Here is a 26,078-nt window from a genome sequence, read left to right as displayed (position 1 = left end):
CGCGTGGGGCACGCATGCGACGGCGGGACATCGTTGCCGGGGTGGCTTGAAAGCGCGGGCGCCTTCGTTCGGTCGGCCAGGCTTCGCGACGGGCCCGCCCGGTTCAGCGGGCGGGGCGCCCCATGCTTGCGGGTCCGGCGGCCGGGCCGCGGACACTCGGGGTCATGCGGCGGGGCACGGGGGACGGCACGGTTCGATTCCGTACGCGGGCAGCGTTGACGATAGCGAAGTCGATCCGGATCGACCAATTAAATGTTGCGATGACATCCATTCGATTTCCCACTACCCGCCGTTGCGCGCGATGGCCCGTGAACGCGTGCCGCGGACGCGTCGGCGCCTCGGGGAAATCCTGATGACCGGACGGCAACCCGTCGATCGGCGATGGCGAAATGGGGAGGGCCGACCCTGCGCGGTTGCATGTCGATGCAACTGGCGATGTCGTCTACAAGCGGGAAAGGTGAAGCGGGAGAGAGCGCGCCAACCCGTCGAGCGGGGCCGGGCATGAACTGCCGAAGGGGGTGAAGGCCGCCGGTCTTGCCGGCGATGGCGGCCCGGCTGAGGCCGCCGGGCCGGCTGTCGGATCGGGCGCCGACGCGTCGGGCGCGCCGGTGCGCAGGCCGCGCACCGTGCCGCGCCCGCGGCGATCAGTCCCAGTCGCGGTGGTGGCGATGCTTGCGGTGACGATGGCCGCGATCGCCATAATCGCCGCCGCGATCGTATGAGTTGCGCGACAGGTTGCCGCCGAGCGCCGCGCCGGCGCCGCCGCCGACGGCCGCGCCCAGCAGGCCGCCCGTGCGGCCGCCCATCGCGTTGCCGGCCGCGGTACCCGCGCCGCCGCCGAGTGCGCCGCCGATGATCGCGCCGGTGCGCTCGCGACGGTTCGACGTCACGGCGCCACCCGCGCCGCCGCCGATCGCGCCACCGATCACGGAGCCGGTGCTGCCGCCGACCGCGCCGCCGACCGCTGCGCCGGCAACCCCGCCGAGCGCGCCGCCGAGCGCGTTGTTCATGTCACCGGCCAATGCCGGCACTGCGGTCGCGCCGGTCAGCACGGCGACGACGAGAGCGGGGGCGATTTTCTTCCACATTCCCGTATTCTTCCTTGTTCGCAATCTGGTTATCGAAGGTCCGCTCGATACGACGATCTGAATCGATCGACGTCGATGCCGGCATTGTGCCGAATCCCGGACCAATTCATTTCAATGAGCTTGCGGCGAAGAATAGCACCGGTCGAGCCTGCTTGCCGTCGACATTCTGGTAACAAGTTGTTTACCGAAAGCGGACCGGAAAAGCTTGCCGGAAACCGCCGGGAACGCCCGCCGGCAGGGACTCCGGCCATGGTCAAGCCCCGTTTTTCGGCGATGCGGAACGTGCCCGTCGCGCGGGTTCGGACACACGTGGCAACACATCGACGGCATGCCGCGAGCCGGCGGAATCGCCCGGTCGTTCGCGTCGAACGAGGGTCAGTACACGCCCGGAATCAGCCGCCAGGTGTGCGCGCAATACGCGTCGTATTCGGCGCCGAATTGCGTGCGCAGCAGCGCTTCCTCGGAACGGATGCGCGCGACGAGCGGAATCAACGTCAGCGCGACGAGCAGCAGCCCGACGCCCGAGCGGAACGCCAACGCCCAGCCGGCCGCATTGACGAGCAGGCCGAGATAGCTCGGGTTGCGGATCCTGCTGTAGATGCCGTCCGTCACCAGCGTGTGGCCCGGCTGGATCGCGACGAGCCCGCTGAAGCGCTTGCCGAGCACGAACACCGGCCAGAGGCGCAGCACGCCGCCCGCGACGTACAGCGCGACGCCGATCCAGCGCACCGTGTCGCCGCCGAAGGTCCACACGTCGAGCCGGTCGGTCAGCGCCGGCAAATACGCGAGCAGGAATCCGCTCGCGCCGAAGGCCGCGAGCACCCAGCGATTGTCGCGGTTCTCGCGTTCGCCGGCGCTCAGGTTGCCTTCGGTAAACATCGCGACGACGGCAAGCGCGAGCGTCGCGACGGCAATGACGATCAGTGGCGGATGCGAGAAGAAGGCGGCGAACCCGCCGATGCCGAGCACGGCAAGCCCGAGATAGACGAGCGTGGAGACGCTCGCAACGATTGCGAACTTGCGCGTAACGGCCATGGCTTGCCTCGCCGGAGTGGGCTTTCCTGTGAAGTATAGGAACCCGGGCGGGCGATGCGCACGCGCGCCGTCATGCGGCGCGCGCGTTTTCCCTGCGAGAAGCGGCGGCGCGTCGAACGACGCGCTCGATCGGCGCGCGGGCTGTGCCCGCGACCGCCGCCCGGTCAGCGAATGCGGAAGTTGCCGCCGATCCCGACGCTGACGGGCGGTGCGTAATAGGCCGGCGCATAGCCGTAATAGACCGGCGCGGGCGCGTAGCCGTAAGGCGGCGCGACATAGCAGCCGGACAGGCCGCCGATCAGCGCAAACGTGATGAGAACTTTGTACATGGCTCGATTCCCGGCGAAGAGGACACGTCGCATCGCGCGAAAGCCGCGCCGTCGCAACCCGTGACGGCCGGCACGAAGAGGCGACCAGCCCTTCCTGTCGCTCGATGCGGCAATGCGAATGCGCGGAGTCTAGCGCCGGCGCCGCCAGGACGAGTTTCGCGAGCGGTTACACGTGTTACGTGGTGTGACCGCTGAAACAGGCGCGAACGGCGTCGCCGCGCGCGCCCGCTGGCGCCGCCCGAATCACGAGCCGTACAGGCGTTACACGAAATGCGCGCGGATGCGCTCGGCGAGCGATTCGAGCGTGGCCGCGTCGGCGATGTCGCGCGCGTGCATCCGCAGGTCGACGCCTTCCCAGCGCGGAATCACGTGGAAATGCACGTGCGGGACCGTCTGGCCCGCCGCCGCGCCGTTGAACTGACCGATGAACACGCCGTCCGGCCCGAGCGCCGCGCGCACGGCCGCCGCGACGCGCTGCGTCATGCGGATGCCGGCCGCCGCCGCGTCGCCGGACAGCTCGAAGATCTGCGCGGCCGGCTCCTTCGGGATCACGAGCACGTGACCGTCGGCCTGCGGCATGAGATCCATGATCGCGAGCGTGGCGTCGTCTTCGGCGACCTTCACGCACGGCAGTTCGCCGCGCAGGATCCGGGCGAACGGGTTGTTGTTGTCGTAGGACATGGCGTTTTCCGATTTGGCGATTGCGGTTTGACTGGGAACGATGCCGGACGATTATCGGCCGACGGCGGGTCGGATTTCAACTTGTCAGGCCGTGTCGCGATCGCGGTGAACAATGCACGCCGGCTCGCACGTCATGTCGCTCGCCGGATGGAATATCCGGCCGTCGCCGTTCGTTTATTCCGAGTGCGGATTCGCACGGCAAGACTGCGGATCCGCACCGGACATCCGCCAGCTGCGCAGACCGGCAGCCGGGATGACTGCTCGCGATCACCAACCGGAGTCATGCCATGGACCCTCTCCCCTCCTGTCGTTCGCCCGCCCTCGCCATTCACCCGCCGCTCCTCGCCCACGCCCGTCGCACGATGGCGCGCACGCTATGCCGCGCGGCTTGCGGCGCCGGGCTCGTCGCGTTGTCGTCGGCGTTCGCGTGGGCCGGCGGCACCGACGTCATCCTGCCGGTCTCGTCGGTCACCGCGTCGACCGTGCCCGCCAACGGCGACGTCAATCCGTACGGCATCGCCTTCGTGCCGCGCGGCGTGCCGAGCTGGAGCACGCTCAAACCGGGCGACGTCGTCGTGTCCAACTTCAACGCGGCGTCGAACGCGCAAGGCACCGGCACGACGGTCGTGAAGCTGTCGCCCGGCAAGACGCCGACCACGTTCTTCCAGGGCAGCAATCTCGGCCTGACGACCGCGCTCGCGGTGCTGCGCAGCGGCTTTGTGCTGGTCGGCAACGTCCCCGCGCCGGACGGCAAAACCGTCGTGCCTCCGGGCTCGCTGCTCGTCATCGGTCCGCAAGGCAATCTCGTCACGCAACTGTCGAGCAGCACGCTGCTCGACGGGCCGTGGGACATGACCGTGATCGACCGCGGCCAGCGCGTGACCGCGTTCGTGTCGAACGTGCTGAACGGGACCGTCGCGCGGATCGAACTGGCGATCGACAACAACGGCGTCAGGATGCTGCCGGGCTCGCGGATCATCGCGTCGGGCTACGTGAACCGGACCGATCCCAACGCGCTCGTGGTCGGCCCAACCGGCCTCGCGTACGACCCGAACATCGACGTGCTGTACGTCGCGTCCACCGGCGACAACGCGGTGTTCGCGATCCAGAACGCCGCGTCGACGAATCGCAACGCCGGCGTCGGACGGATGATCTACTTCGACGCGGCGCACCTGCACGGCCCGCTCGCACTGGCGCTCGCGCCGAACGGCCATCTCGTGACCGCCAACGGCGACGCGGTCAACCCCGACCCGCTGCAACCGAGCGAGATCGTCGAATTCACGGTGACCGGACACTTCGTCGCGCAGATGCAGGTCGACACCGTGCCGGGAGCGGCCTTCGGCCTCGCGTTCGGGCACGGCAGCAAGGGCCAGCCGGAATTCGCGGCCGTCGACGACAACACGAATACCGCGACGATCTGGACACTGCGTTCGGACAACGACAACGCGCAATGACGCACCGCGTGGACGGGCCGACTGCGGCCCGTTCGCCCCTGCGCGATCGACACATGCGATTCGCACACGCCGGGCACCATGCCGCCTGATCGACGCCGCCCGGCGTCGCCACCCCCGCGATTGCCACCGCTCGCCCGAACCTGCGACACTGCCGGATCGTTGCCGGCCGGCACGCCACCGAGGACGCTCGCGCATGACGATCCCCTTCAAATCGCTGATCCTGCGCGGCGTCGCCGTCGCGCTCGTCGCCGCGGCCGGCTACACCGGCTACATGCTGTCGCGGCTGGCCCCGATCGCGACGGGTTATGCCGCGAAGGCGCTGTGTTCCGGCGTGTTCGTGTCGGGCCGTCCGGCCGCGTCGGTGATCGACGTCGACATCATGGCCGGCGTGCACCCGCTGCTGAAACTGGTGCGCCCGTCGATCGATCCGGAGCATCATCGCGCCGTCGCAACGTTCGCCGGGTTCGCGCAACGCGAGGCGGACTTTCGCCCCGGGCTCGGCTGCACGCTCGCGCTCGGGCCGTCGCCCGGCGTGCTGCCGGCCGCGCTGCCGCCCGTCCCCGATCCGCCGCCCGCGCAGGCGGCGGCGCCGGCCGCACCGCCCGTCGGCATCGACGCTCGCAAGCTGCAGACCGCGCTCGACCGCGCGTTCGACGAACCCGATCCGGCGCGGCCGCGGCGCACCCGCGCGGTCGTCGTGATGTGGCGCGGCCAGATCGTCGCCGAACGCTATGCGCCCGGCTTCACCGCCGATACGCCGCTACCCGGCTGGTCGATGACGAAGACCGTGACGGCCGCGCTGGCCGGCATGCTCGTCGCGCAGCACGAGCTGTCGCCGGACGCGTCGGCGCTGCTGCCCGAATGGCGCGACGGCGGCGACCCGCGCGCGGCGATCACGTTCGACGAGCTGCTGCGGATGACGAGCGGCCTGCAATTCAACGAGGACTACGACGACCCGCTGTCCGACGTCGCCGTGATGCTGTTCACGCAGCCGGACACCGCGCGCTTCGCGTCGGCCAAGCCGCTCGCCGCGCAGCCCGGCACGCAGTGGTACTACTCGAGCGGCACGAGCGCGATCGTCGCGCGCGTGATGCGCGAGGCGATGGGCGGCACCGAAAGCGACTACCTCGCGTTTCCGCGCCGCGCGCTGTTCGCGCCGCTCGGGATGCGCAGCGCGGTGTTCGAGCCCGATGCGGCCGGCACGCTCGGCAGCGCGTCGTTCATGTATGCGAGCGCGCGCGACTGGGCGCGCTTCGGGCAGCTTCTGCTGCAGGACGGGGTATGGGACGGGCAGCGGCGGCTGCCGGAAGGCTGGGTGCGCTACCTGACGCGCGCGACGCCGCTGTCGACGCGCGGAGAATTCGGCGCGCATCTGTGGGTCAAGGTGCCAGAGCCGTTCAACGATCGCGATCCGCACGCGCGCCCGCTGCCCGCCGATGCGTTTCATGCGGTCGGCCATGAAGGCCAGTTCGTGAGCGTGGTGCCGAGCCGCGAGCTGGTGGTCGTGCGACTCGGCTTGTCGCGGCCGGAATCCGCGTGGAATCACGAGGCGTTTCTTGCGTGCGTGCTCGAGGCCGTACCGGCGTCCGGCACGTGACGTGCCGCGGGGAGACAGCGATGCGGCGGCGGTCAAGCCGCCGCATCGCGCGCGACATGCAATGCGTTACGGGTTCGCGCTGCCCGCATACTGCTTGAAGCCCTCGCGCGTCGCCAGACGCTCGATGTAGCGCTTCACCGCCGGGAAATCCGGGTGCTCGAACGGCGTGCCGAACCAGCGGTTCACCGACAGGCCGATCGGAATGTCGGCGAGCGTGAAGTGGTCGCCGGCCACGAACGCGCCGGTCGCTTCGAGCTGCGCGTTCAGGATCTGCATGTGCTTCGTCCAGCCCGCGATCGACTGCGCGATCGCCGCCGGGTCCTGGTGATCGGGCGACTTGCGCACGAGGCCGAGGAACGCGCCGACCCACGAACGATTCAGGTCCGTGCCCTGCCAGTCGATCCACTGATCGACCCGCGCGCGCGCCCGCGGCTCGGCCGGATAGAGCGCGTCGCCGCCATAGCGGTTCGCGAGATAGCGGATGATCGTGTTCGACTCCCACAGCACGAAGTCGTCGTCCTTGATCACCGGCACGAGGCCGTTCGGATTCAGCGCAAGGTAGGTCGGATCGTTGGTCGTGCGAAAGCCCGCGCCCCAGTCTTCCTGTTCGAACGGCAGGTTGAGTTCGGTGCACAGCCACAGCACCTTGCGGACGTTGATGGACGGGATCTTGCCGAGGATGTGCAGCATGCAGGCTCCTTGTGAGGTCGAATGCGAAGCGTTCGGAACGCGCGAAACGGCCCGAACGCGCTCCCGTCGAGTTTATACACGACCACCCGGCAAACGACATGCCGTACGCGGAAAATCCGCGTGCGGCCGATTCGTCAGGTCACGCAGCGCATGCTCGGCCGTCGGGAACCGGAACACGAATCCGTCCTGATGCAGCCGCGCCGACATCACCCGTTGCCCGTCCAGCAGCAGCGCGGCCATCTCTCCCATCGCGATGCGCAGCGGCGCGGCCGGCACGTGCAGCCACGCCGGGCGGTGCAGCACCTTCGACACGACCCGCACGAACTCACGCTGGGTCAACGGCGCGGGTGCGACCGCGTTGTAGACGCCGCGCATGCCCGAATTCCCCATCGCGCGCGCGATGATTCGCAGCACGTCGTCCCGGTGGATCCAGCTCATTACCTGCGTGCCGTCGCCGAATCGCCCGCCCACCCCGAAGTAATGCGGCAGCAGCATCGCGCGCAACGCGCCGCCGGGGCCGAACACGAGGCCCAGCCGCAGCACCACCGAGCGAACGCCGTGACGCTCGAGCGCCTGCGCGGACTGCTCCCACTGCCGGCACAGCTCGGACATGAAGCCGGTGCCGGCGCTGCTGCTCTCGTCGAGCGGCTCGTCGGAAGGACGCACGCCGTAGTAGCCGATCGCCGACGCCTGGATCCACGTGCGCGGCTTGACCTCGGCGGTCTCGACCCAGCGCATCAGCGATTCCGTGACGCCAACCCGGCTGGCGAGCAGCAATGCCTGCCGGCGTTTGCTCCAGCGCGCGCCGAGCACCGGCGCCCCCGCGAGATTGATGATCGTGTCGAAACGCTCATGCGGCTGCAACTGATCGACGGACGTCACGCTGCGCACGCGGCCGTGAAACTGGTAGGCCGCGCGCAACGGATCACGTGCCAGCAACGTGACCGTATGCCCTGCATCGAGCAGCCCGTTCACGAGGGTTTCGCCGATGAAGCCGGTCCCGCCGGTGACGAGCACGTTCCCCGGCGGGTGCCCCGCGAACGGATTGGCGGCCGGCGCGCGTCGCGCGATCCGGCAGGCCGCGATCCCGTCGCGGATTCCCGATACCGTCACGCCGACGGCAAACAAGCTCAGCAACCCGCCGCGCCAGCCGAGATCGAGCGCCTGCAGCGCGGTCGGCTCGTGCGCCCAGGCGGCCAGCTGTATCGCGACCATCCCGAACAGCGCACCGCCGTTGACGGCCAGCAGCGTGTGCAGCACGCGCTCGGTCGCCGGCAGCTTGCGGCTCCGATCCTCGACGACGAAATCCCACAACGTCAGCACCACCTCGACGACCACCACCGCCGCGATGGCCGCGACCCAGGCCCCGTGAAAGGCCACGTTCGCGATCGACGCGAACACGAGACCGTAAAGTACGGAGCGCACCGCGTGAATCGCCAGCTCGAGCCGCGCGCGCGGGCGGTGCGGCAGATCCTGCGTGAGCTCGTGGTGATAGAGCGTATCGAATGCGCCCATCGCGCCCTGCACGATCAACAGGATGAGCGCCCAATCGAAAGCGGGCAAGGTGTTCATACGCTGTCCCTCCTCCAGAGCCAGACGAGTGGCGGCGCCATCGCGACGAGTGCCGCCGCGTCGATCGCGACGTGGCCCCATACATGTGCCTGCAATGAAAACAGCATGTCCTGCGGCGCCCAGATCAACAGGCCGGCCAGCAGCCCCCCCCCACACTTCCCGCCGGCGCAGCCGGTTGCCGAGGTGGACGAGCGCCAGCATCCAGACCGACGCGCATTGCACCGTCGCACCGATCAGCGCCATCCACCAGATCTGCTGCGCGCGCGCCGGTTCGGGCGCCATTCCCGCCCAGAAATGCCGCTCGATGACGCTGTGATACGCGTCGAACCATGGCGTGCCGGCTACCCACGGAACGGCAATGCCGACGAGCAGATGTGCGATCGCCGCGCCGTACATCCAGGCCAACACGATGCGGCGCACGTCATCACGTGCGGGACGATCCGCTGCGGATTCGGCGGCTCGGTCGATACCGCACGCCACCCCGTCGCACGGTGCTTCGGCGCGATAGCCGAGCCAGCGCGAGACGGCAAGCCGGTTGCGCGCGACGCGGCGATACAGCAGCGCCAGCGCAGTGCGCACGACCGGCACGCGAAGCAGCCGGACGAGCCGGCTTCGCCCGGTCAGCGCATGGGCGGCCAGGATGCCGTCCACACCGGTCAGCATGCGTCCGTCCGGCAGGCGCACGTGCAGCTCCCGATTCAGCGCGGGCAGGTCGACGCCCAGCGGAGCGAGATCGAAGCCCGGCCCGGCGATATCGACGAAAGCCAGCTGCTGTCGCACGTCGCGGGCCCGAAGACGCTGTATCGCCGCGACACATAACGGACATCGCCCGTCGAAGTACAGCACCAGTTCACTTGAGTCCATGATTCGCACTCCTTTTGTTTATGCGTGCATCATGAATCGATCGACTGCTTTCCCGTGCGCCGGCAGCGCGCTTACATCGGCTTGACCACCATCAGGAAATACACGCTCAACATCGCGAAGAACGCCGGATAGCCAAGCAACTCCCAGCGCTTCGCATAACGCCAGTAGCGTGCCGGCAGCTCGGCATCGCCATTCGCATGCGCGAGCTTCGCCATCGCGGCCAGCTCGATCTGCAGCCACACGACCGGCAGCCAGCACGCGCCCGCGACCGCATACAGCACGATCGACGCCATGAGCCACGGCGTCGTCAACGGCCAGCCGGCCGTGTGCGCGAGCCACAGCCCGGACGCGGGCTGGAACAGCACGGCCGGCGTCGTGAACCACCAGTCCGCGCGCACCACGAGGCGCGACACGGCGGCGATCGCCGGCACCGAGCGCGTGCGGTTCGCGAAGAACAGGTAGAACGCGGTGCCGAAACCCGTGCCGACCATCAGCACCGAGGACAGGATATGCAGCGTCTTGATCACGAGATAGATGTTCATGCGTGTTCTTCTTCTGAAAAAAGGATCAACAGGATCGCGAGAATCGGCACGTTCTTCAGCACGGGGCCGAACGGCTCGGCGAGCAGCCCGGGCATCGTGACCGCGATGACGGCCGAATACGCGACGATCAACGCGCCTTGCGCGGCCCACAGACGGCGGGACGGCGCGGCGACGGTCGCCACGCCGAACGCGAAGTCCAGCGCGCATGCGCCGTAGAGCGCGATCAGCGCGGGCAGTCCGTTCAGGTGGACACGGGCGAGCATCGCGAGGCTGTCGTGCCGCGGATGGATGAACGCGCTGACGATGGCCGTCCAGATCCAGACGATCGCGAGCGCGCCGAGCAGCAGCGGCCGCCGCCACATCGCGAGCGCATCGCCGCGCAGCGCGGCCGCGCTCGCGTTCGCGCCGATGAAATCCCGCAGGCCGCGCGGCGGCCGGCCGAGCACGGCCGCGAGCGCGGCGGGATCGCCGGTGTTGCCGCCGCGCAGCATCGTCCACGTGTCGCGGGTCAGCATCGCGCCCGGCATCGTGCCGAGCAGCGCGGCCGCCGCGCCGACCAGCGGGCCCGGCAGCGTCACGCGCGCCGCCGGCGGGAAGCCCAGCGCGGCGCGATAGACGCCCAGCATCTCGCGATACTCGACTTCGTCGCCGCCGACCGCGTCGATGACCGAGCCGCCGGCCGCCGGCGCATCGACGAGCCGCGCAACAAGTTCAGCGAGATCGTCGACGTGCACGGGGCGCAGCCGCTGATGGCCGCCCGCAGGTAACACGTGCACGGGCAGGCTCGCGAGCATCCGGAAGAACCGGGCGGACGTGCCGGCGGTGCCGTAGACGAGCGCCGGACGCACGATCCGGTAATCGAGCGGCAGCGTCTGCAGGAAGGTGTCGGCCGCGCACTTGCTGGCGAAATACGGCGTGTCGCCGCGCTCGACGCCCAGCGCCGAGATCTGAATCACGCGTCGCACGCGGGCACGGCAGCATGCGGTGAAGAGCGCGCAGGGCGCCGCGCGATGCACGGTGTCGAACGTCTCGTCACGCCGGTCGGCGAGGATCCCGACCGCATTGATTACCACGTCGACGCCATCCAGCCGGGCGAGCCACGCGTCGGCATCGACATCCTTCGCGAAGTCGATCGCGACGTCGCGCGGGCCGACGGCATGCCGCACGCCGCGCAGCACGCGATGGCCGCCGGCCTCGAGCCGCGCGCCCAGCGCCCGCCCGATGAAGCCGTTCGCGCCGCAGACGAGGATGTTCATGTCGCGCTCCGCGATGCTCGATGCCAGCGGATCGACAGCACGATTTCGTTCATTGTTTCATCCTCTATATACAGTTATTTCTGTAATGACAGAAATACAGATTCCAAAAAAAGCGGGCTGCGTGCCCGCATGTCCGGTGCCGCCTACTTCGACGACTTGCGCCTGACCGTCTGGCTGATCTTCGCGCCGATCCCGAGCGCCTTCATCAGCGTGTCGGGCTTGAGCCGCAGCATCTCGTCCGACCAGGTCGTGAGCGTCTCGACGAACTGCAGCGTGTCGCGAATGCGCTGTTCGGTTTCGCGGCTCTCGTTGGCGATCTCGGGGCTCGTCAGGCAATCGCGCAGCACCGTGAGCGTCGGTTCGATCTCGCGCTGCCGCCGCCCTTCGACGATCAGCTTGAACAGTTCCCAGATGTCGGTCGACGTCTCGAAGTGGTCGCGGCGATCGCCCAGCACGTGCACGACCTTCGCGAGCCGCCACGCCTGCAGTTCCTTCAGGCTCGTGCTGACGTTGGAGCGCGCGACGTTGAGCGTCTCGGCGATCTCGTCGGCCGCGACCGGCCTTCCGGCCAGGTACAGCAGCGCATGAATCTGCGAGACGGTGCGGTTGACGCCCCACCGCGAGCCCATTTCGCCCCAGTGGAGAATGAATCGTTCGGCAATCGGTGTGAGTTCCATGTCCGGAAATTTAGTTTTTTCAGTTATTTCTGTCAAGAGAGAAATAACTGGCGGCGACGTCAATCGCCGCCCTCGATGATCCGACCCCGGGCCACCGCGAATGCCGCCGCCGCCCGCCTTTCCCGCCCTGACCGCCCGCTTCCATTACAATGCGCGGGATTTTTCCGATTTCAGGCCGTCCGCGCCTTTCTGACTAGAGGTTTTCATGATCATCAAACCGCGCGTGCGTGGCTTCATCTGCGTGACGACACATCCGGTCGGCTGCGAAGCCAACGTCAAGGAACAGATCGACTACGTGACTTCGCACGGCCCGATCGCCAACGGCCCGAAGAAGGTGCTCGTGATCGGCGCGTCGACGGGCTACGGCCTCGCCGCCCGGATCTCGGCCGCGTTCGGCTCGGGCGCGGACACGCTGGGCGTGTTCTTCGAGCGCGCCGGCAGCGAAACGAAGCCGGGCACCGCCGGCTGGTACAACAGCGCCGCGTTCGAGAAATTCGCCGCGGAAAAGGGGCTCTATGCGCGCAGCATCAACGGCGACGCATTCTCCGACAAGGTCAAGCAGATCACGATCGACACCATCAAGCAGGATCTCGGCAAGGTCGATCTGGTCGTCTACAGCCTCGCGGCACCGCGCCGCACGCATCCGAAGACGGGCGAAACGATCAGCTCGACGCTGAAGCCGGTCGGCAAGTCGGTCACGTTCCGCGGCCTCGACACCGACAAGGAAGTGATCCGCGAAGTCTCGCTCGAGCCGGCGACGCAGGAAGAGATCGACGGCACCGTCGCCGTGATGGGCGGCGAGGACTGGCAGATGTGGATCGACGCGCTCGCTGAAGCCGGCGTGCTGGCCGACGGCGCGAAGACGACCGCGTTCACGTATCTCGGCGAGCAGATCACGCACGACATTTACTGGAACGGCTCGATCGGCGAAGCGAAGAAGGATCTCGACAAGAAGGTGCTGTCGATCCGCGACAAGCTGGCCGCGCACGGCGGCGATGCCCGCGTGTCGGTGCTGAAGGCCGTCGTCACGCAGGCGAGCTCGGCGATCCCGATGATGCCGCTCTACCTGTCGCTGCTGTTCAAGGTGATGAAGGAAAAGGGCACGCACGAAGGCTGCATCGAGCAGGTGTACGGGCTCCTGAAGGACAGCATGTACGGCGCGACGCCGCACATCGACGACGAAGGCCGCCTGCGCGCGGACTACAAGGAGCTCGATCCGCAAGTGCAGGCCAAGGTCGTCGCCATGTGGGACAAGGTGACGAACGAGAATCTGTACGAGATGACCGACTTCGCCGGCTACAAGACCGAGTTCCTGCGCCTGTTCGGCTTCGAGATCGCCGGCGTCGACTACGACGCGGACGTGAACCCGGACGTGCAGATCCCGGGCATCATCGACACCACGGTCTGACGACCGGGCCCGCCGCGCACGACGCGTGGCGGCGGGCTGACTCTCCAGGGGCGAAGCACGAACGGCGTCGCCCCGTCTGGCCTCATCCGCCGACAACGCGGTTCGCGCTCGCCGCCGTGCGCGCGCGTCCCGCGCTATTCCACCGCCCTTGCGGCATCCCACATCGGCTGTCCGCCCAGCGCCGCATGCCACGCGCCGAAACGCGCGCGCCACGACTCGAACGGCTCCGTCAGCGGATGACGCGGATCGTCGCTGAGCGCGTACGCCATCCCCTCGATCAGCCAGCGCGGCTTGGTCGCGACCGCGAGGTTGCCGAGCACTTCGGCCTGACGGTGATGAATCAGTTCGTGCGCGAGAAAGTAGGTCTGCCAGCCGCGCGGCGCGACGACCACGCCGAAATCCCCCAGCGTCAGAGCCGCGCGTTCGCCGAGACCGAACTTGTCGGCACACTCGCGCGTCGAGCAGAACACGACGCGCGGGGCCTCGCGAAACGGGCCCACGGCCGCCGCCGCGCGCGCGTAACCGTCGCGATAGAGCTGCTGCGCTGCGCCGAACGTCGCGGCATCGTCCGTGCAGATGTCCGCGCTGGGGCACGACACGCCGGGAAGCAGCGCGGGCGCGACGACGCGCAGCGGCTTGACGAGCGCGTAGGCGGCAATCGGCACCGCGACCAGCAGGCCCGTAAGGGCGAAGGCGACATGGGAGCGTTTCATCGAGGCAGTGATTCCTTCCGTTGGCATGGTCGTGGCGTGTTCCAGCACGAATATATCGGAGCGGCGCCGTCGCCGGCCGGATTTTCGTGTCCGCCCGGCGTCCTGCCCGTGGCCCCGCTCCGCCGCAAGGCGCGCCGATCGCGAACCGGATTGCGCACGCATCCAGCCCGGTTACGCGAGCTGCTTGTGAAAATACGTCGTCGCGCACAATGCGCCGTCGGGCATCAGCGCGAAGTTCGGCACGACGCCGACGCGCTGCCAGCCGGCCCGCTCGTACAGACGCTCGGCATCGCCGCCCGTCACCGTGTCGAGCACGAGCACGGTCTTGCCGGCATCGCGCGCGGCTTCGTCGGCAGCCGTCATCAGCCGCGCCGCGATCCCCTGCCGGCGTGCATGACGGGACACGAGCATCTTCGCGATGTCCGCGCGATGCGGCTGGTTCTCCGGCTGCGCGGTCACGACCTGGACGGTGCCGACGATCCGGCCGGCGGCGTCCTCGGCCACCAGCAGGATGCGCTCGCCGCTCGCGACGCCGTCGGCGACGCGCGTCCAGAACGCCACGGCGGTCGAGCGCTCGATCGGCAACATGAAGCTGACGGACGCGCCACCCTCGACGCAATCGATCAGCACATCGGCCAGCGCGTCGATGCACGCATGCGCTTCGCCCGCATCGAGGCGGCGCACGGTCACGGGTTCGGTCATACCCTCTCCGGTATGTCAGGTGGGGCACGCGTTCGGTCGGCGTGCGCCCGGATCGAATGGAATGCCGGCGTGCGGTGGATGCATGCGCAACGGCGGCCGGGGTCGGGCAACACGGCGTCCAGCCCGATCGGCGCGTGTTCCCGCCCCATCATGCTACGCGATGAAAAATCCCGCTGCATCGCCTATGCTTAGCCACATGGCTAACTTTCAACCCGGTATCAGCGACGTATTCCACGCCCTCGCCGATCCGACACGCTGCGCGATCGTCGGCGCGCTCGGCAATGGCGGGCGAACCGTTTCGGAACTGGCCGCGCCGTTCGGCATGGCGCTGCCGTCGTTCATGAAGCATCTCGCGGTGCTCGAGCGCAGCGGCCTCGTCACGACCCGGAAAACCGGCCGCTCGCGCACCTGCGAGCTGGTCGGCAGCCGGCTGGCGGAAGCCGAACAGTGGCTTGCCGCGCAGCGCGCGCAGTGGGAAGCGCGCTCCGATCGCCTCGTGGAATTCGTCGAACGCCGTCACCAGGAGGAGCAAGCGCATGTCAACCAGCCACGTCGACCCCGCCGAAACCCATGACCTCGTCATCACGCGCACGCTGCGCGCGCCGCGCCAGGCACTCTGGCGCGCATGGACCGACCCGGAATTGCTGAAGGAATGGTGGTGCCCGAAACCGTGGACCACCGAAGTGCGCGCGTTCGACCTGCGCCCGGGCGGCGCCTTCCACACGTTCATGCGCGGCCCCGACGGCGGCACGAGCGACAACCCCGGCTGCTTCCTCGAAATCGTGCCGGAAGCGCGAATCGCATTCACGTCGATGCTCACGGGCGGCTGGCGGCCGCAGGTGCCGTGGCTGGGCTTCACGGCCGTCATCACGATGGCCGACGACCCCGCCGGCTGCCGCTACGAGGCGCGCGTGATGCATCCTGATGCCGCGACGCGCGAGCGCCACGAGGCCCTCGGCTTTTTCGAGGGCTGGAACATCTGCATCACGCAGCTCGACGAATTCGCGGCCGCGTTGCGCTGAATGCGGCCGCATGCGCGGGCCATTGCAAGCGGCCGCGCGCGCGCCTAGGATTCCTGAAGGAAGCATGACGACACGCCGGCATCCGGCGTGCACCGTCGTGCGCGTTCCGCGGGAGGCCACATGCTGCACATGCACACGCATTCGACCCGGGTCAGCCGGCACCTGAACGCGCCGCGCGGGCGCGTCTATCGCGCGCTGCTCGATCCGCACGCCGTCGAACAATGGAAGGTGCCCGACGGCATGACGTGCCGCGTGCACGCATACGACACGCGCGAAGGCGGCGCGCTGCGCGTGTCGCTGAGCTACGACGAACCGTCGGACGGCACCGGCAAGACCACCGCGCACACCGACACCTATCACGGCCGCTTCGTGACGCTCGTGCCGGACCAGCAGATCGTCGAAATCGACGTGTTCGAAACCGACGATCCGATGCTGCGCGGCGCAATGACGGTCACGATCACGCTGTCCGACGAAGCAGGCGGCACACGCGTCGATGCGGTGCACGACGGTGTGCCGCCCGGCGTGCCGGCCGCCGACAACGAGGCCGGCTGGCAAATGGCGCTCGCCCGGCTGGCCGCGCTGGTCGAGAAGGGCTAAGGCGGGGCGACGACGCAGTACGCGTCAGCCGAGCCGGTACGCGTGCGTGACGGTCCCGCGGAACAGCGCATCGCGCTCGCTCGGGCTCGCATGCGCGGTCAGCCGCTTGAACGCGTTCCAGCCGTTCACGTACGAATACGAGCCCTTGTCGACCGGGAAATTGCTCTCGAACATGCACCGCTCGGCGCCGAACGCCTCGATGCACGTGAGCATCCACGGCTTCCATGCGTCGGCGAGCTGCTCGGACGACGGCGGCCGCGCGCCCTTCTCGAACTCGAAGCCGTTGATCCGCATGCCGAGGCCGCCGATCTTCACGAATACGTTCGGCAGCCGCGCCAGTTCGCGCATCGACGCAGACCATCGCTTGAACACTTCCGGCCGCTGGTCCGCATAGCTCGCGATCCGCACGACGCCGCCGCAGTGATTGACGACGATCCGCGTGTCGGGGTTCGCCTTCGCCAGATCGAACAGCTCGGGCAATTGAGGAAAGAACAGCCACGCGTCGTACGACAGTCCGAGCGGCGCGAGCTGCGCGACGCCGGCGCGGTACGCGGGATCGAGCAACAGCCCGCGCGGCACCGCCGACAACGGATTGGCGAGCGACGGATCGGCATCCCAGGTCGTCAGGTGTCGAATGCCGCGAAAGCGTCCGCGACCGGCGTCGACATGCGCTTCGAGCACGTCGCGCACGCGCTCGCCGAGCCGCAGGTCGGCATGCCCGACGATGCCTTTCGCGACGGCCGGACCGCTCCGTTGCAGCGGCGCCGTCACGCCGGCGACATAAGCCGTCTCGCCGACCGGCTTCAGTTCGGCCGGCCCCGCGTCGCGATAGCGCGTCAGCGCCTGCATGTAGACGGATGCCTGGACGTTGTGGCCGGATCGCGCATCCTGCAGATAGTCGTCGAGCATGTAGATCCAGCCCGGCCGCTCGTAGAAGTGATGGTGCGCATCGACGATCGGCAGATCCGGATCGAGCGCGGGTTCGAGCGCGGATGCGAGCCAGTCGTTGCGCACCGCGAGATAGTTGCCTTGGGTCGTCATGCGGGAAGGTCCGTGTTGGGCCGGCGCGCGCGTATTGACGCACCCGGGCAGCGTGAGCGATGCGGCGGCCGCACCGAGCAACCGGCGTCGTTTGATCGAAATCGTCATGTCATTCGCTCCGGTCGAATGCATACAGCGACAGCGTGAGCAGCGTCGTGATCGCGAGGACGATCGCAAGGCCGAGCATCCCGGCCGTGAAGGTGCCGAAGCTGTCCTTCAGGTAGCCGACGAGATACGGGCCCGCGAATCCGCCGAGCGCGCCGATCGAATTGATCAGCGCCAGCCCGCCGGCCGCGGCCTGGCCGGACAGGAAGCGCGAAGGCAGCGTATAGAAGATCGTGCGTCCGGCAATGGTGCCGATCAGCGCGAGCGTGATGCCGACGAGCGCGGGCCCGAGCGTCAGGAAATGGGTCGACACGCCGAGCGCCACCGCGCCGATGAACAATCCGATCGCCAGGTTCGCGACCGGGCCGCCGCGCCGGTCCACCCGCTTCGCCCACCACAGCAACGCGATCGTCGCGAAGAAGTACGGCACCGCGGACAGCCAGCCGGTCTGCATCGTGGACATCCCGTGCGCCTTCAGCATTTGCGGCAGCCAGATGCCGATGCCGTACGAGCCCATCGTGAAGCCGAACGAGATCAGCGCGAGCACGTAGACGCGCACGTCGCGCAGCGCGACGCCGAAGCGCTTCTTGCGGCCGGCGGCGGCGCCGTCGCGCTCGAACGCGCGCTGCAGCGCGGCACGCTCGTCGTCCGACAGCCACGCGGCCGTGGCCGGGGAATCCGACAGCAGCTTCAGGACGAGAAAGCCGAGCGCGCACGCGGGCAGCCCTTCGACGATGAACATCCACTTCCAGCCCGCGAGGCCCAGCACACCGTCGAGCTGCAGCAGCCAGGTCGACAGCGGGCCGCCGATCAGCGACGACAGCGGTGTCGACACGGTGAACCAGGCAAGCACGCGCGTGCGGTAACTCGCCGGAAACCACACCGCGAGGAAGAAGATCACGCCCGGAAAGAACCCGGCCTCGCCGATGCCGAGCAGCAGCCGGATCGCATAGAAACTCGTCGGCCCCGTCGCGAGCGCGGTCGCCGCCGCCATCAGGCCCCACGTGATCATGATGCGCGCGAGCCAGCGCCGCGCACCGAAGCGGTACAGCGCGAGATTGCTCGGCACTTCGAACGCGCAATAGCCCGCGAACATGATCCCCGCGCCCCAGCCGAACTGCGTCGCGGTCAGGCCGAGATCGCGGTTCATCGTCAGCGCGGCGAACCCGACGCTCGTGCGGTCCAGGTAGTTGAAGAAGTACGCGAGCGCGAGCAGCGGAATGAAGCGCCATGCGGCCTTGCGCACGGCCCGTTGCTCGATCGACGCGTCGGTTTCGTGATCGGCGTCCAGCGCCGGGGAAGCGGATGTCATGGTTGTCTCCGTGGATGCGGCACTCCGCGCCCGTGCGATCGCGGGCGGGATGCGTCGTTCGTTGGGTCGCGGCGGCGCTACGCGCTCGCCACTTCGTTCGGCGAAGGCGTGTCGGCCGGCACACCCGGCGGTTGGCCGTCCGCGCCCTGCGCGTGCCGCCCGGCGACGACGCCGGCTTCGATCAGCGCCCGTGCCTCGTCCGGCGTATAGCCAAGCTCGCCGAGCAGTACGCAGGTGTCCTGACCGAGCGCGGGTGGCGCCGAGCGCAGCCGCAAGCGCTCGCCCGCGAGCGTGAGCGGCAGCAGCGCGGTATGCGTGTCGACCGGCCGGCCGGCGCTGCTCGCGTCGGCCGGCAGCGTCACGGCGTCGAGCCCGCCCGTCGCGAGCAGGTGAGGATCGTCGAACAGGTCCTGCGGCTTCGTGATGGGCGCATACGGCAGGCCGATCGACTCGAAGATCGCGCCGATCTCCTCAGCCGAATGCACGGCGAGCCGCGCACGCAGTTCGGGCAGCAGCCACTCGCGCGCCTGCACGCGCAGGTTGTTGGTCGCGAGGCGCGCGTCGTCCTTCAGCGCGGCGAAACCGAACGCGTCGCAGAACAGCGCCCACTGCGTGTCGGACACCACCGCAAGAAAAATTTGTTCGTTGTCCTTGACGGCAAACACGTCGTAGACGGCCCACGCGGAAATGCGACTCGGCATCGGCGACGCGGCCTGCCCCGTCACCGCGAACTGCATCATGTGCTGCGCGACGAGAAACACGTTGTTCTCGAACAGCGCGCTCTGCACCTGCTGGCCGCGGCCGGTGCGTTCGCGCTGCGCGAGCGCGGCCATCGCGCCGATCGCGCCGAACATCCCGCCCATGATGTCGTTCACGCTCGAGCCCGCGCGCAACGGCCGGCCTTCGGGGCCCGTCATGTAGGCGAGACCGCCCATCATCTGCACGACTTCGTCGAGCGCGGTGCGATGTTCGTACGGCCCCGGCAGGAAGCCCTTGTGCGACACGTACACCACGCGCGGATTCAGCGACGACAGCGCCGGATAACCGAGACCGAGCCGATCCATCGTGCCGCTCTTGAAGTTCTCGCTGAAGACGTCCGCCGTCGCGACGAGCCGCCGCACGATCTCCAGACCGCGCGGATCCTTCACGTCGACCGCGAGACTCTTCTTGTTGCGGTTGAACATCCCGAAGAAGCCCGCGCCGGAACCGCGCAGCGCACGCGTGCTGTCGCCCGCGATCGGCTCGATCTTGATGACTTCCGCGCCGAGATCCGCGAGCAGCATGCCGCAGGTCGGGCCCATCACCATGTGCGTCATCTCGATCACGCGCACGCCTTCGTACGGCAGCGGCGAAGCCGGTTGGCGATCGTTCATTGCGCAACTCCCGTCACGCAGCCTTCCGGCTGGGCCGCCGCCGGCGCACGGCCGTCCGCGTATCGGAACCCCTTCGGCAGCCCCGCATCCGGCACGTGGCCATACAGCGGCTCCCCGGGCAGCGCCGCGTGCAGGATCGCGCGCGCGGCGAGCAGCGCGTCGGCGTCGACGCCCGTGTCGACGCCCATCGACTCCAGCAGGAACACGAGATCCTCGGTGACGATGTTGCCGGTCGCGCCCGGCGCATACGGGCAGCCGCCAAGACCGCCCTGGCTCGCGTCGATCGTCGTCACGCCGGCGTCGAGCGCCGCGACGACGTTGGCGAGCCCCTGCCCGCGCGTGTTGTGGAAGTGCGCGCCGCCGGCCTTGTCGCCGACTTCGCGCTGCAAGCGCACGAACAGCCGGCGCACCTGCGCCGGATTCGCGTAGCCGCTCGTATCGGACAGACCGATCTCGTCGACCCCGCATTCGGCCATCGCGGCCGCCATCGCGATCGTCTCGTCGTCGGAGACCACGCCGGCGATCGTGCAACCGAACGCGACCGACACGCCGGCCTCGATCTGCACCGACGGAAACCGCGCATCGCGCAACGCGACGATCGCGCGCACCTCGTCGATCATCTGCGCCCGCGTCTTGCGGATGTTCGCCAGCGAGTGCGCTTCGGTCACCGATACCGGCAGCGTCAACTTGTGGATCCCCGCCTCGAACGCGCTTTCGGCGCCGCGCAGGTTCGGCGCGAGCGCGGCGACGTGCAGCCCCGGAATCGTCAGCGCATGCGCGACGACCGCCTGCACGTCGGCCATCTGCGGCAACAGCCGCGCGGGCACGAACGACCCGACCTCGATCTCGCGCAGACCGGCCGCGGCGAGCGCGGTGATCCAGCGCAACTTGTCGGCCGTCTGCATCACGGCCTTGATGCTCTGCAGGCCGTCTCGCGGCCCGACCTCGCTGACCAGCACCTTCGAATACCCGGCAACGCTCATTCGACACCTCATAGTTCTATCTGAAAGAACATCGTTCTGTTAGACGGAACTTTAGAGGCGCGTCGCATCGGCTGTAAGCGGGGTATACCCGTGAAATCGCGATTTTTTGGAACTTGAGTTCTGTCAGGCAGAACGATATAGTCGATCGACCGTTACCCAAAGGAACCACGCGCCGTGCCCCCGACCTCGACTTCCGCAGATCACACCGACGACATGCCCGACGCGTCGGCCGAAGCCTCCAGCGGCGTCGCCGTCCTGGATCGCGCGTTCGCGATCCTCCACGCTTTCGGGCAAACCGACGACCGGCTGTCGCTCGCGGAACTGTCGCGCCGCACCGGGCTGTACAAGAGCACGATCCTGCGCCTGCTCGCCGCGCTGGAACACGGCGGCTTCGTGCGCAAGCTCGACGACGGCCAGTACGCGGTCGGACACGAGCCGTTGCGGCTTGCCGCGCTGTATCAGCGCTCTTTCCGGGTCGGCCCGGTCGTCGAACCGTTGCTCGAGACGCTGAGCCGCGAACTCGGCGAGACGGCATCGTTCTACGTGCGCCATGGCGACATGCGCTCGGTGCTCTATCGCGTCGAACCCACGCGCACGGTGCGCGTGTCGATCCGGGTCGGCGAAGAGTTTCCGGTTCACCAGGGGGCGTCGGGGAAGGTGCTGCTCGCGTTCACCGAGCCGCACGATCCGCGCTGGAACGACGTGCGCGAACAGTTGTGGGCTGCGTCGTACGGCGAGCGCGACCCGGAAACCGCGTCGGCCTCCGTGCCGGTGTTCGGCGCGGCCGGCGACTGCGTCGGCGCGCTGACGGTGTCCGGCCCGATATCGCGGCTGGCCGCCGCACCGGCGATGGCCGCGGCGCTCGCGATGCTGTTGCCGCTCGCGCAGAAGGCGACCGTCGCGCTCGGTGGCGCGGGCGCGCGCTACGATGCGCAAGCCGTGCGCGACAGTCTCGCCCGATTCGCGATACCGGACAGCCCCGCCCAGCCATAGCCGGCCGCGCGCATGCGGCGATGAGGCAGCGCAAAAGGCGGCCGCATGCGACACTGGCCGTCGACGCATGCGGCACGCTGCCCGTCGGCGCCGCACATGCAACCGCCGTCCGGACACGCAAGGGAACCCCACGATGAACACCGCGAGCACCGCCACCTGGTATTTCGATTTCGTTTCGCCGTTCGCGTATCTGCAACAGGAACGGTTCGACGAATTGCCGCCTGCCGCCGCATACGAGCCGAAACCGATCGTGCTCGGCGCGCTGCTCACGCACTGGGGCCAGAAAGCGCCGGCCGAGATCGCCGCGAAGCGCATCTTCACCTATCGCCACGCGCAATACCGCGCCGACAAGCTCGGCATTCCGTTCCGGATGCCGCCCGCGCATCCGTTCAACCCGATTCGGCCGCTGCGTCTCGCGATCGCTATGGGCAACACGCCCGATGCGATCCGGCGAATCTTCCGGCATATCTGGCGCGACGGCCAGGACGTGTCGACGCCGGACGGCTTCGCCGCGCTGTGCGAGGCGGTCGGCTTTCCGGAAGGCGTGACGGCCGTCGAAGCCCAACCGGTGAAGGACGCGTTGCGCGCGAACACCGATCAGGCGATCGCGCACGGCGTGTTCGGCGTGCCGACCTTCGAGCTCGACGGCGACCTGTTCTGGGGCGACGATGCGACCGACATGTTCGTCGACTGCGCGACGTCCCGCGCGTGGCTCGACTCGCCCGAAGTGCGCCGCATCAGCGCGCTGCCGGAAGGCATCCGGCGCGGCTGACGGCACGCACGACGACGCGCAGCGGCACGGCTTCGCGTCATCGCGACGAAGTCCGCGAGCAGCACCTGGCGCAAGCGCGGTTGGCAAATGCGAAGCGGGCAGGCCCACACGGCCTGCCCACTTTTTCTTTTTATTTTTATTTTCGTTCGGTGCTGCGCGGCCCGGCGCGGCACGGCACGGCAGATCCGCGCGAGACGCGATGCGCATTCGGTCATCCGATGCAAGATCCGCGATGGCCCGCCGAATTGTCCAGTTCAACGGATTATTTTCGACGATGCGCAGCGGACGCGCGCGCAACCGTCAGATGATTCGACATGACCGCGCCGCACGGTCGCTTCCAATCCGGCCCCATCGGAAAATCGCGTTTTCTCAGAGGAATCCCGGTATTTTTTCCCATTTTCTTCGAAATTACCGGTGACATACTTGCCCCCCATTGCGCTCCGGTGCGAGCGCGCTTCCTGATTCCCGCCGGTCGCGTGTCATGTGCTGCGTGTCCGCCGGGGTCGCAGAACATGAATAATTTCGACACCACGATCCAGGTCTTCCTCACCCACATCTCGTTCGGACCGCTGATGAACCACGCGATCCGCGTGATCGCCGGCCTCTATACGTTCAAGGGCTTCATCCTCATCCCCGTGCTGTGCTGGCTGTGGTTCCAGCCGGGACCGGAACGCGAACGGCAACGCGAACTGGTCATCGCGACGGTCGCGAGCGGGCTCGTCGCGCTCGCGTTCGGCCGGCTGCTCGCGAAAGTCCTGCCGTTCCGCGTGCGGCCGATCTACAACCCCGATCTGCATCTGCACTTCCCGTCCGAGGAACTGCGTGCGGCCACGCTGCAGGCATGGAGTTCGTTTCCGAGCGATCACGCGATGCTGTGGATGGCGATCGCGACCGGCATCTTCATCATCGCGCGTCGCGCCGGCGTGCTCGCGCTGCTGTACGCGGTCGTGTTCATCTGCGTGCCGCGCGCGTATCTCGGCTATCACTATCCGACCGACCTGATCGCCGGCGCCGCGATCGGCATCGCGATCGCGTGGCTGCTGACGCGCGATGCAATCCGATCGCGCTTCGCGCCGCAGGTGCTGGAGGCGATCCGGCGCTTCCCCGCGCCGGCCTATACGCTCGCGTTCCTGCTGTGCTTCGAGCTGATCACGCAGTTCGACGAACTGCTGACGCTCGCGCAGTCGGTCAAGCACACGACGATGTAACGGGACGGCGCCGCGATGCATCCGCTGCTGTCGTCACGACGCCCGGGCACGCGCTGCCGGCCCTGCGCGGCGGCATCGCGCCCCGCGCGCGCCGCCGGTCAGGTCGTCGCCGCGCCGGCAACCGCGGCCGCGCTCGTCAGTCGCGATCGGGCGCGCCGAGCGGGAAGAACGCACGATACGGCCGCGCCTCGTCGACCGCACGCGCAAACGACGGCCGCGCAAGCAGCCGCTTGCGATACGCGATCACGTTCGCGAACGACGGGTCGATCCGGTGCGTCCAGTCCGCATAGAACAGGAACGGCGCCGCGCCGCAGTCGGCGAGGCTGAAGCGGTCGCCGGCCGCCCATTCGCGATCGGCCATCGTTCGATCCAGCCATGCGTACGACGTTTCGAGCATCGCGCGCGCATCGGCGACGCCCCGCGCATCGCGCTCGTGCGCCGGCCGCAGCGCATCGAACACGACCTTCTGCTGCGGCGTCGACACATAGTTGTCGAAGAAACGATCCATCGTCCTCACTTCCAGCGCCGCGCGCCGGTCCTCGGGCACCAGCCGCACGGGCCCCGGATGATAGAGATCGAGATACTCGACGATGATCGTCGCCTCGATCACGGTGCGGCCCGCGTCGACGAGCACCGGAAAGCGCTTCAGCGGCCACAGTGCGGCCAGTTCCTGCATCGGCTTCGGATCGTCGTGTGCGAGCACGCGGTACGCGAACGGCGTGCCGTTCTCGTACAGCGCGGTCAGCGCCTTCTGGCAATAGGAGGAAAAGGGATGGGCGTATAGCGTCGGCATCATCGCGAGGTCTCTCAGGGTTTCGGCGCCGCGTCATGCGGCGCCACGTGGTCGGATACCTTGACGACGAACGGCGACAGGCCGATTCGACATCGGACCGATCGATTTTTTTGCTCCGCGCGCACCGCGCCGCTACGACCGGCCGTCCATCACGACGCGGCCTTCGCCGCGCCAGCGCAGCATCCCGCCGCCGAGGTTCGCGACGGCATCGAAACCGGCTTTCAGCAGAATCACGGTCGCCTGCGCGGAGCGGCCGCCCGCGCGGCACACGGTCACGATCGGCCGGTCGCGCGCAAGCTCGCCGATGCGCGCGGCCAGTTCGCCGAGCGGAATCGGCGTCGCGCCGGGCAGATGGCCGAGCGGGCCGGTGAATTCGTCCGGCTCGCGCACGTCGACCACCTGTACCGCCGACAGGTGATCCTCGAGCCACTGCGGATCGATTTCCCAGAACCCGGCGAACGTATAGACGAGCGGCGCCCAGTCGGGCGCCGCCTGCACGTCGGGCGCGTTCGCGGCAACGCCGCATTGAAGGTTTGCGGGCACCGCGACGTCGATCTGGCGCGGATGCGCGAGCCCGAGATTGCGCATGTAGCCCGCGAAATCGTCCTCGCTGAGATCGCCGCCGAGGCGCGGATTGAAGCGCCGCTCCTCGCCGACGCTCGTCACCGTCAACCCGCGATAGTCGTGCGCGGGGTACAGCAGGCATGCGGCCGGCAGCGTGAAAAGGCGACCGTGGACCGCGCGATACAGCGCGCGCGGGTCGCCCTGCTGGAAATCGGTGCGGCCGGTGCCGCGAATCAGCAGGCAGTCGCCGGTGAACGCCATCGATTCGTCGTCGAGCACGAGGCTGATGCAGCCGCTCGTATGGCCCGGCGTCGCGCGCACGGTCAGGTAGCGCGTGCCGAATGCGCAGCGATCGCCGTCGTTCAGGTAGCGGTCGGCGCCCTGCGCGCCGCTCGCGGCCGAAATCGCGATCGCGCTGCCGGTGCGCTGCTTCAGCAGCCACGCCCCCGTCACGTGATCGGCGTGCACGTGCGTATCGATGGTGGCGACGAGCCGCAGTCCGAGCTCGTCGAGCAGCGCCGCATCGCGGCGCACCTGCTCGAACACGGGATCGATCAGCAGCGCCTCGCCCGATGCGCGGTCGGCGAGCAGGTACGTGTAGGTCGACGATTGCGGGTCGAAGAGTTGCCGGAAGATCATGGCGAAGTCGCTCCGTCGGCTGGGCGTGTCGGTTGGATGGAGGGTGCGGGTCGGACAACCCGCCCCGC

General features: G+C 68.5%; 26 protein-coding genes and 1 pseudogene. 9 read left to right on the top strand and 18 right to left on the bottom strand.

What is annotated here, in order from left to right; all coding sequences use genetic code 11:
- Positions 1 to 644: 644 nt before the first annotated feature.
- The 4 genes from WS46_RS03640 to WS46_RS03630 all read right to left on the bottom strand — a co-directional run bounded on the left by WS46_RS03640 (position 645) and on the right by WS46_RS03630 (position 3,133).
- Positions 645 to 1,088, bottom strand: a complete 444-nt coding sequence (locus tag WS46_RS03640; RefSeq protein ID WP_059528642.1) for a hypothetical protein — start codon at positions 1,086 to 1,088, stop codon at positions 645 to 647.
- A gap of 375 nt (positions 1,089 to 1,463) precedes the next feature.
- On the bottom strand, positions 1,464 to 2,123 hold the full coding sequence (locus WS46_RS03635; RefSeq protein ID WP_059689321.1) for an isoprenylcysteine carboxylmethyltransferase family protein: 660 nt from the start codon (positions 2,121 to 2,123) through the stop codon (positions 1,464 to 1,466).
- A 164-nt stretch (positions 2,124 to 2,287) separates the two neighbouring features.
- On the bottom strand, positions 2,288 to 2,452 hold the full coding sequence (locus WS46_RS35925) for a hypothetical protein (protein ID WP_175908542.1): 165 nt from the start codon (positions 2,450 to 2,452) through the stop codon (positions 2,288 to 2,290).
- A 261-nt stretch (positions 2,453 to 2,713) separates the two neighbouring features.
- The gene (locus WS46_RS03630; RefSeq protein ID WP_059689320.1) at positions 2,714 to 3,133 is read right to left on the bottom strand and encodes an HIT family protein; all 420 of its coding nucleotides are present in this window, start codon (positions 3,131 to 3,133) and stop codon (positions 2,714 to 2,716) included.
- 287 nt (positions 3,134 to 3,420) lie between these two features.
- Between WS46_RS03630 and WS46_RS03625 the strand changes: the two genes are divergently transcribed.
- Together WS46_RS03625 and WS46_RS03620 are read left to right on the top strand one after the other, a co-directional pair.
- Entirely contained in the window at positions 3,421 to 4,587 is a 1,167-nt protein-coding gene (locus WS46_RS03625) for a hypothetical protein (protein ID WP_179949118.1), read from the top strand.
- A 193-nt stretch (positions 4,588 to 4,780) separates the two neighbouring features.
- Positions 4,781 to 6,184 carry a serine hydrolase gene (locus tag WS46_RS03620; protein ID WP_059689319.1) on the top strand — a complete coding sequence of 468 codons (1,404 nt, stop codon included), beginning with the start codon at positions 4,781 to 4,783 and terminating at the stop codon, positions 6,182 to 6,184.
- Between the two features lie 66 nt (positions 6,185 to 6,250).
- Here the strand turns inward: WS46_RS03620 and WS46_RS03615 are convergent, their stop codons facing one another.
- The 6 genes and pseudogenes from WS46_RS03615 to WS46_RS03590 form a co-directional block, all read right to left on the bottom strand.
- Entirely contained in the window at positions 6,251 to 6,874 is a 624-nt protein-coding gene (locus WS46_RS03615; RefSeq protein ID WP_059528655.1) for a glutathione S-transferase family protein, read from the bottom strand.
- Positions 6,875 to 6,946: 72 nt separating this feature from the next.
- Complete coding sequence (locus WS46_RS03610; protein WP_059689361.1) at positions 6,947 to 8,446, bottom strand: TIGR01777 family oxidoreductase; 1,500 nt, start codon at positions 8,444 to 8,446, stop codon at positions 6,947 to 6,949.
- Positions 8,443 to 9,310, bottom strand: a pseudogene (locus WS46_RS33370) (thiol-disulfide oxidoreductase DCC family protein). The gene WS46_RS03610 and the pseudogene WS46_RS33370 overlap by 4 nt, the downstream one beginning before the upstream one ends.
- A 71-nt stretch (positions 9,311 to 9,381) precedes the next feature.
- Complete coding sequence (locus WS46_RS03600; protein WP_059528664.1) at positions 9,382 to 9,852, bottom strand: DUF2269 domain-containing protein; 471 nt, start codon at positions 9,850 to 9,852, stop codon at positions 9,382 to 9,384.
- Positions 9,849 to 11,108, bottom strand: a complete 1,260-nt coding sequence (locus WS46_RS03595; protein WP_059689317.1) for an SDR family oxidoreductase — start codon at positions 11,106 to 11,108, stop codon at positions 9,849 to 9,851. The genes WS46_RS03600 and WS46_RS03595 overlap by 4 nt, the downstream gene beginning before the upstream one ends.
- A gap of 143 nt (positions 11,109 to 11,251) precedes the next feature.
- The gene (locus WS46_RS03590) at positions 11,252 to 11,785 is read right to left on the bottom strand and encodes a GbsR/MarR family transcriptional regulator (protein WP_047902276.1); all 534 of its coding nucleotides are present in this window, start codon (positions 11,783 to 11,785) and stop codon (positions 11,252 to 11,254) included.
- A gap of 205 nt (positions 11,786 to 11,990) precedes the next feature.
- Here WS46_RS03590 and fabV point away from each other — a divergent pair, with 205 nt between their 5' ends.
- Positions 11,991 to 13,193 (top strand): enoyl-ACP reductase FabV, encoded by a 1,203-nt coding sequence (gene fabV, locus WS46_RS03585; protein ID WP_059689316.1) that lies wholly within the window; start codon positions 11,991 to 11,993, stop codon positions 13,191 to 13,193.
- Positions 13,194 to 13,327: 134 nt separating this feature from the next.
- On the opposite strand, the gene WS46_RS03580 is transcribed toward fabV, so the two are convergent.
- Together WS46_RS03580 and WS46_RS03575 are read right to left on the bottom strand one after the other, a co-directional pair.
- The gene (locus WS46_RS03580) at positions 13,328 to 13,906 is read right to left on the bottom strand and encodes a hypothetical protein (RefSeq protein ID WP_059689315.1); all 579 of its coding nucleotides are present in this window, start codon (positions 13,904 to 13,906) and stop codon (positions 13,328 to 13,330) included.
- Between the two features lie 171 nt (positions 13,907 to 14,077).
- Positions 14,078 to 14,608, bottom strand: a complete 531-nt coding sequence (locus tag WS46_RS03575) for a GNAT family N-acetyltransferase (protein WP_059528670.1) — start codon at positions 14,606 to 14,608, stop codon at positions 14,078 to 14,080.
- A 196-nt stretch (positions 14,609 to 14,804) separates the two neighbouring features.
- On the opposite strand from WS46_RS03575, the gene WS46_RS03570 reads away from it, so the two are divergent.
- From WS46_RS03570 to WS46_RS03560, 3 genes are all read left to right on the top strand, one after another.
- The gene (locus WS46_RS03570) at positions 14,805 to 15,182 is read left to right on the top strand and encodes a helix-turn-helix transcriptional regulator (RefSeq protein ID WP_059689314.1); all 378 of its coding nucleotides are present in this window, start codon (positions 14,805 to 14,807) and stop codon (positions 15,180 to 15,182) included.
- Positions 15,145 to 15,630 (top strand): SRPBCC family protein, encoded by a 486-nt coding sequence (locus tag WS46_RS03565; protein ID WP_059689313.1) that lies wholly within the window; start codon positions 15,145 to 15,147, stop codon positions 15,628 to 15,630. Before WS46_RS03570 ends, WS46_RS03565 begins: the two co-directional genes overlap by 38 nt.
- Before the next feature lie 120 nt (positions 15,631 to 15,750).
- A complete protein-coding gene (locus WS46_RS03560; RefSeq protein ID WP_059689312.1) occupies positions 15,751 to 16,227 on the top strand; it encodes an SRPBCC family protein in 477 nt (158 codons plus the stop codon).
- Positions 16,228 to 16,251: 24 nt separating this feature from the next.
- Here WS46_RS03560 and WS46_RS03555 read toward each other — a convergent pair whose 3' ends face one another.
- From WS46_RS03555 to WS46_RS03540, 4 genes are all read right to left on the bottom strand, one after another.
- Positions 16,252 to 17,376 (bottom strand): amidohydrolase, encoded by a 1,125-nt coding sequence (locus WS46_RS03555; protein ID WP_059689311.1) that lies wholly within the window; start codon positions 17,374 to 17,376, stop codon positions 16,252 to 16,254.
- 1 nt (position 17,377) lies between these two features.
- Entirely contained in the window at positions 17,378 to 18,685 is a 1,308-nt protein-coding gene (locus tag WS46_RS03550; RefSeq protein WP_059689310.1) for an MFS transporter, read from the bottom strand.
- Positions 18,686 to 18,762: 77 nt separating this feature from the next.
- Positions 18,763 to 20,058 (bottom strand): CaiB/BaiF CoA-transferase family protein, encoded by a 1,296-nt coding sequence (locus WS46_RS03545; protein ID WP_059689309.1) that lies wholly within the window; start codon positions 20,056 to 20,058, stop codon positions 18,763 to 18,765.
- Positions 20,055 to 21,041 carry a hydroxymethylglutaryl-CoA lyase gene (locus WS46_RS03540; protein WP_059689308.1) on the bottom strand — a complete coding sequence of 329 codons (987 nt, stop codon included), beginning with the start codon at positions 21,039 to 21,041 and terminating at the stop codon, positions 20,055 to 20,057. The genes WS46_RS03545 and WS46_RS03540 overlap by 4 nt, the downstream gene beginning before the upstream one ends.
- A 213-nt stretch (positions 21,042 to 21,254) precedes the next feature.
- Here WS46_RS03540 and WS46_RS03535 point away from each other — a divergent pair, with 213 nt between their 5' ends.
- The 3 genes from WS46_RS03535 to WS46_RS03525 all read left to right on the top strand — a co-directional run bounded on the left by WS46_RS03535 (position 21,255) and on the right by WS46_RS03525 (position 24,014).
- Complete coding sequence (locus WS46_RS03535; RefSeq protein ID WP_059689307.1) at positions 21,255 to 22,034, top strand: IclR family transcriptional regulator; 780 nt, start codon at positions 21,255 to 21,257, stop codon at positions 22,032 to 22,034.
- A gap of 133 nt (positions 22,035 to 22,167) precedes the next feature.
- Entirely contained in the window at positions 22,168 to 22,806 is a 639-nt protein-coding gene (locus tag WS46_RS03530; RefSeq protein ID WP_059689306.1) for a 2-hydroxychromene-2-carboxylate isomerase, read from the top strand.
- Between the two features lie 512 nt (positions 22,807 to 23,318).
- The gene (locus WS46_RS03525) at positions 23,319 to 24,014 is read left to right on the top strand and encodes a phosphatase PAP2 family protein (RefSeq protein ID WP_059689305.1); all 696 of its coding nucleotides are present in this window, start codon (positions 23,319 to 23,321) and stop codon (positions 24,012 to 24,014) included.
- A gap of 136 nt (positions 24,015 to 24,150) precedes the next feature.
- Here the strand turns inward: WS46_RS03525 and WS46_RS03520 are convergent, their stop codons facing one another.
- Both WS46_RS03520 and WS46_RS03515 read right to left on the bottom strand, forming a co-directional pair.
- Positions 24,151 to 24,810 carry a glutathione S-transferase family protein gene (locus WS46_RS03520; RefSeq protein WP_059689304.1) on the bottom strand — a complete coding sequence of 220 codons (660 nt, stop codon included), beginning with the start codon at positions 24,808 to 24,810 and terminating at the stop codon, positions 24,151 to 24,153.
- Between the two features lie 129 nt (positions 24,811 to 24,939).
- The gene (locus tag WS46_RS03515; RefSeq protein ID WP_059689303.1) at positions 24,940 to 26,010 is read right to left on the bottom strand and encodes an MBL fold metallo-hydrolase; all 1,071 of its coding nucleotides are present in this window, start codon (positions 26,008 to 26,010) and stop codon (positions 24,940 to 24,942) included.
- Positions 26,011 to 26,078: the final 68 nt, after the last annotated feature.

The organism is Burkholderia sp. RF4-BP95 (assembly GCF_001521985.1).
Taxonomy (GTDB): domain Bacteria; phylum Pseudomonadota; class Gammaproteobacteria; order Burkholderiales; family Burkholderiaceae; genus Burkholderia; species Burkholderia diffusa.
The sequence above is the reverse complement of the archived record's forward strand: the minus strand, read 5'-3'. Positions and strand labels throughout refer to the sequence as shown.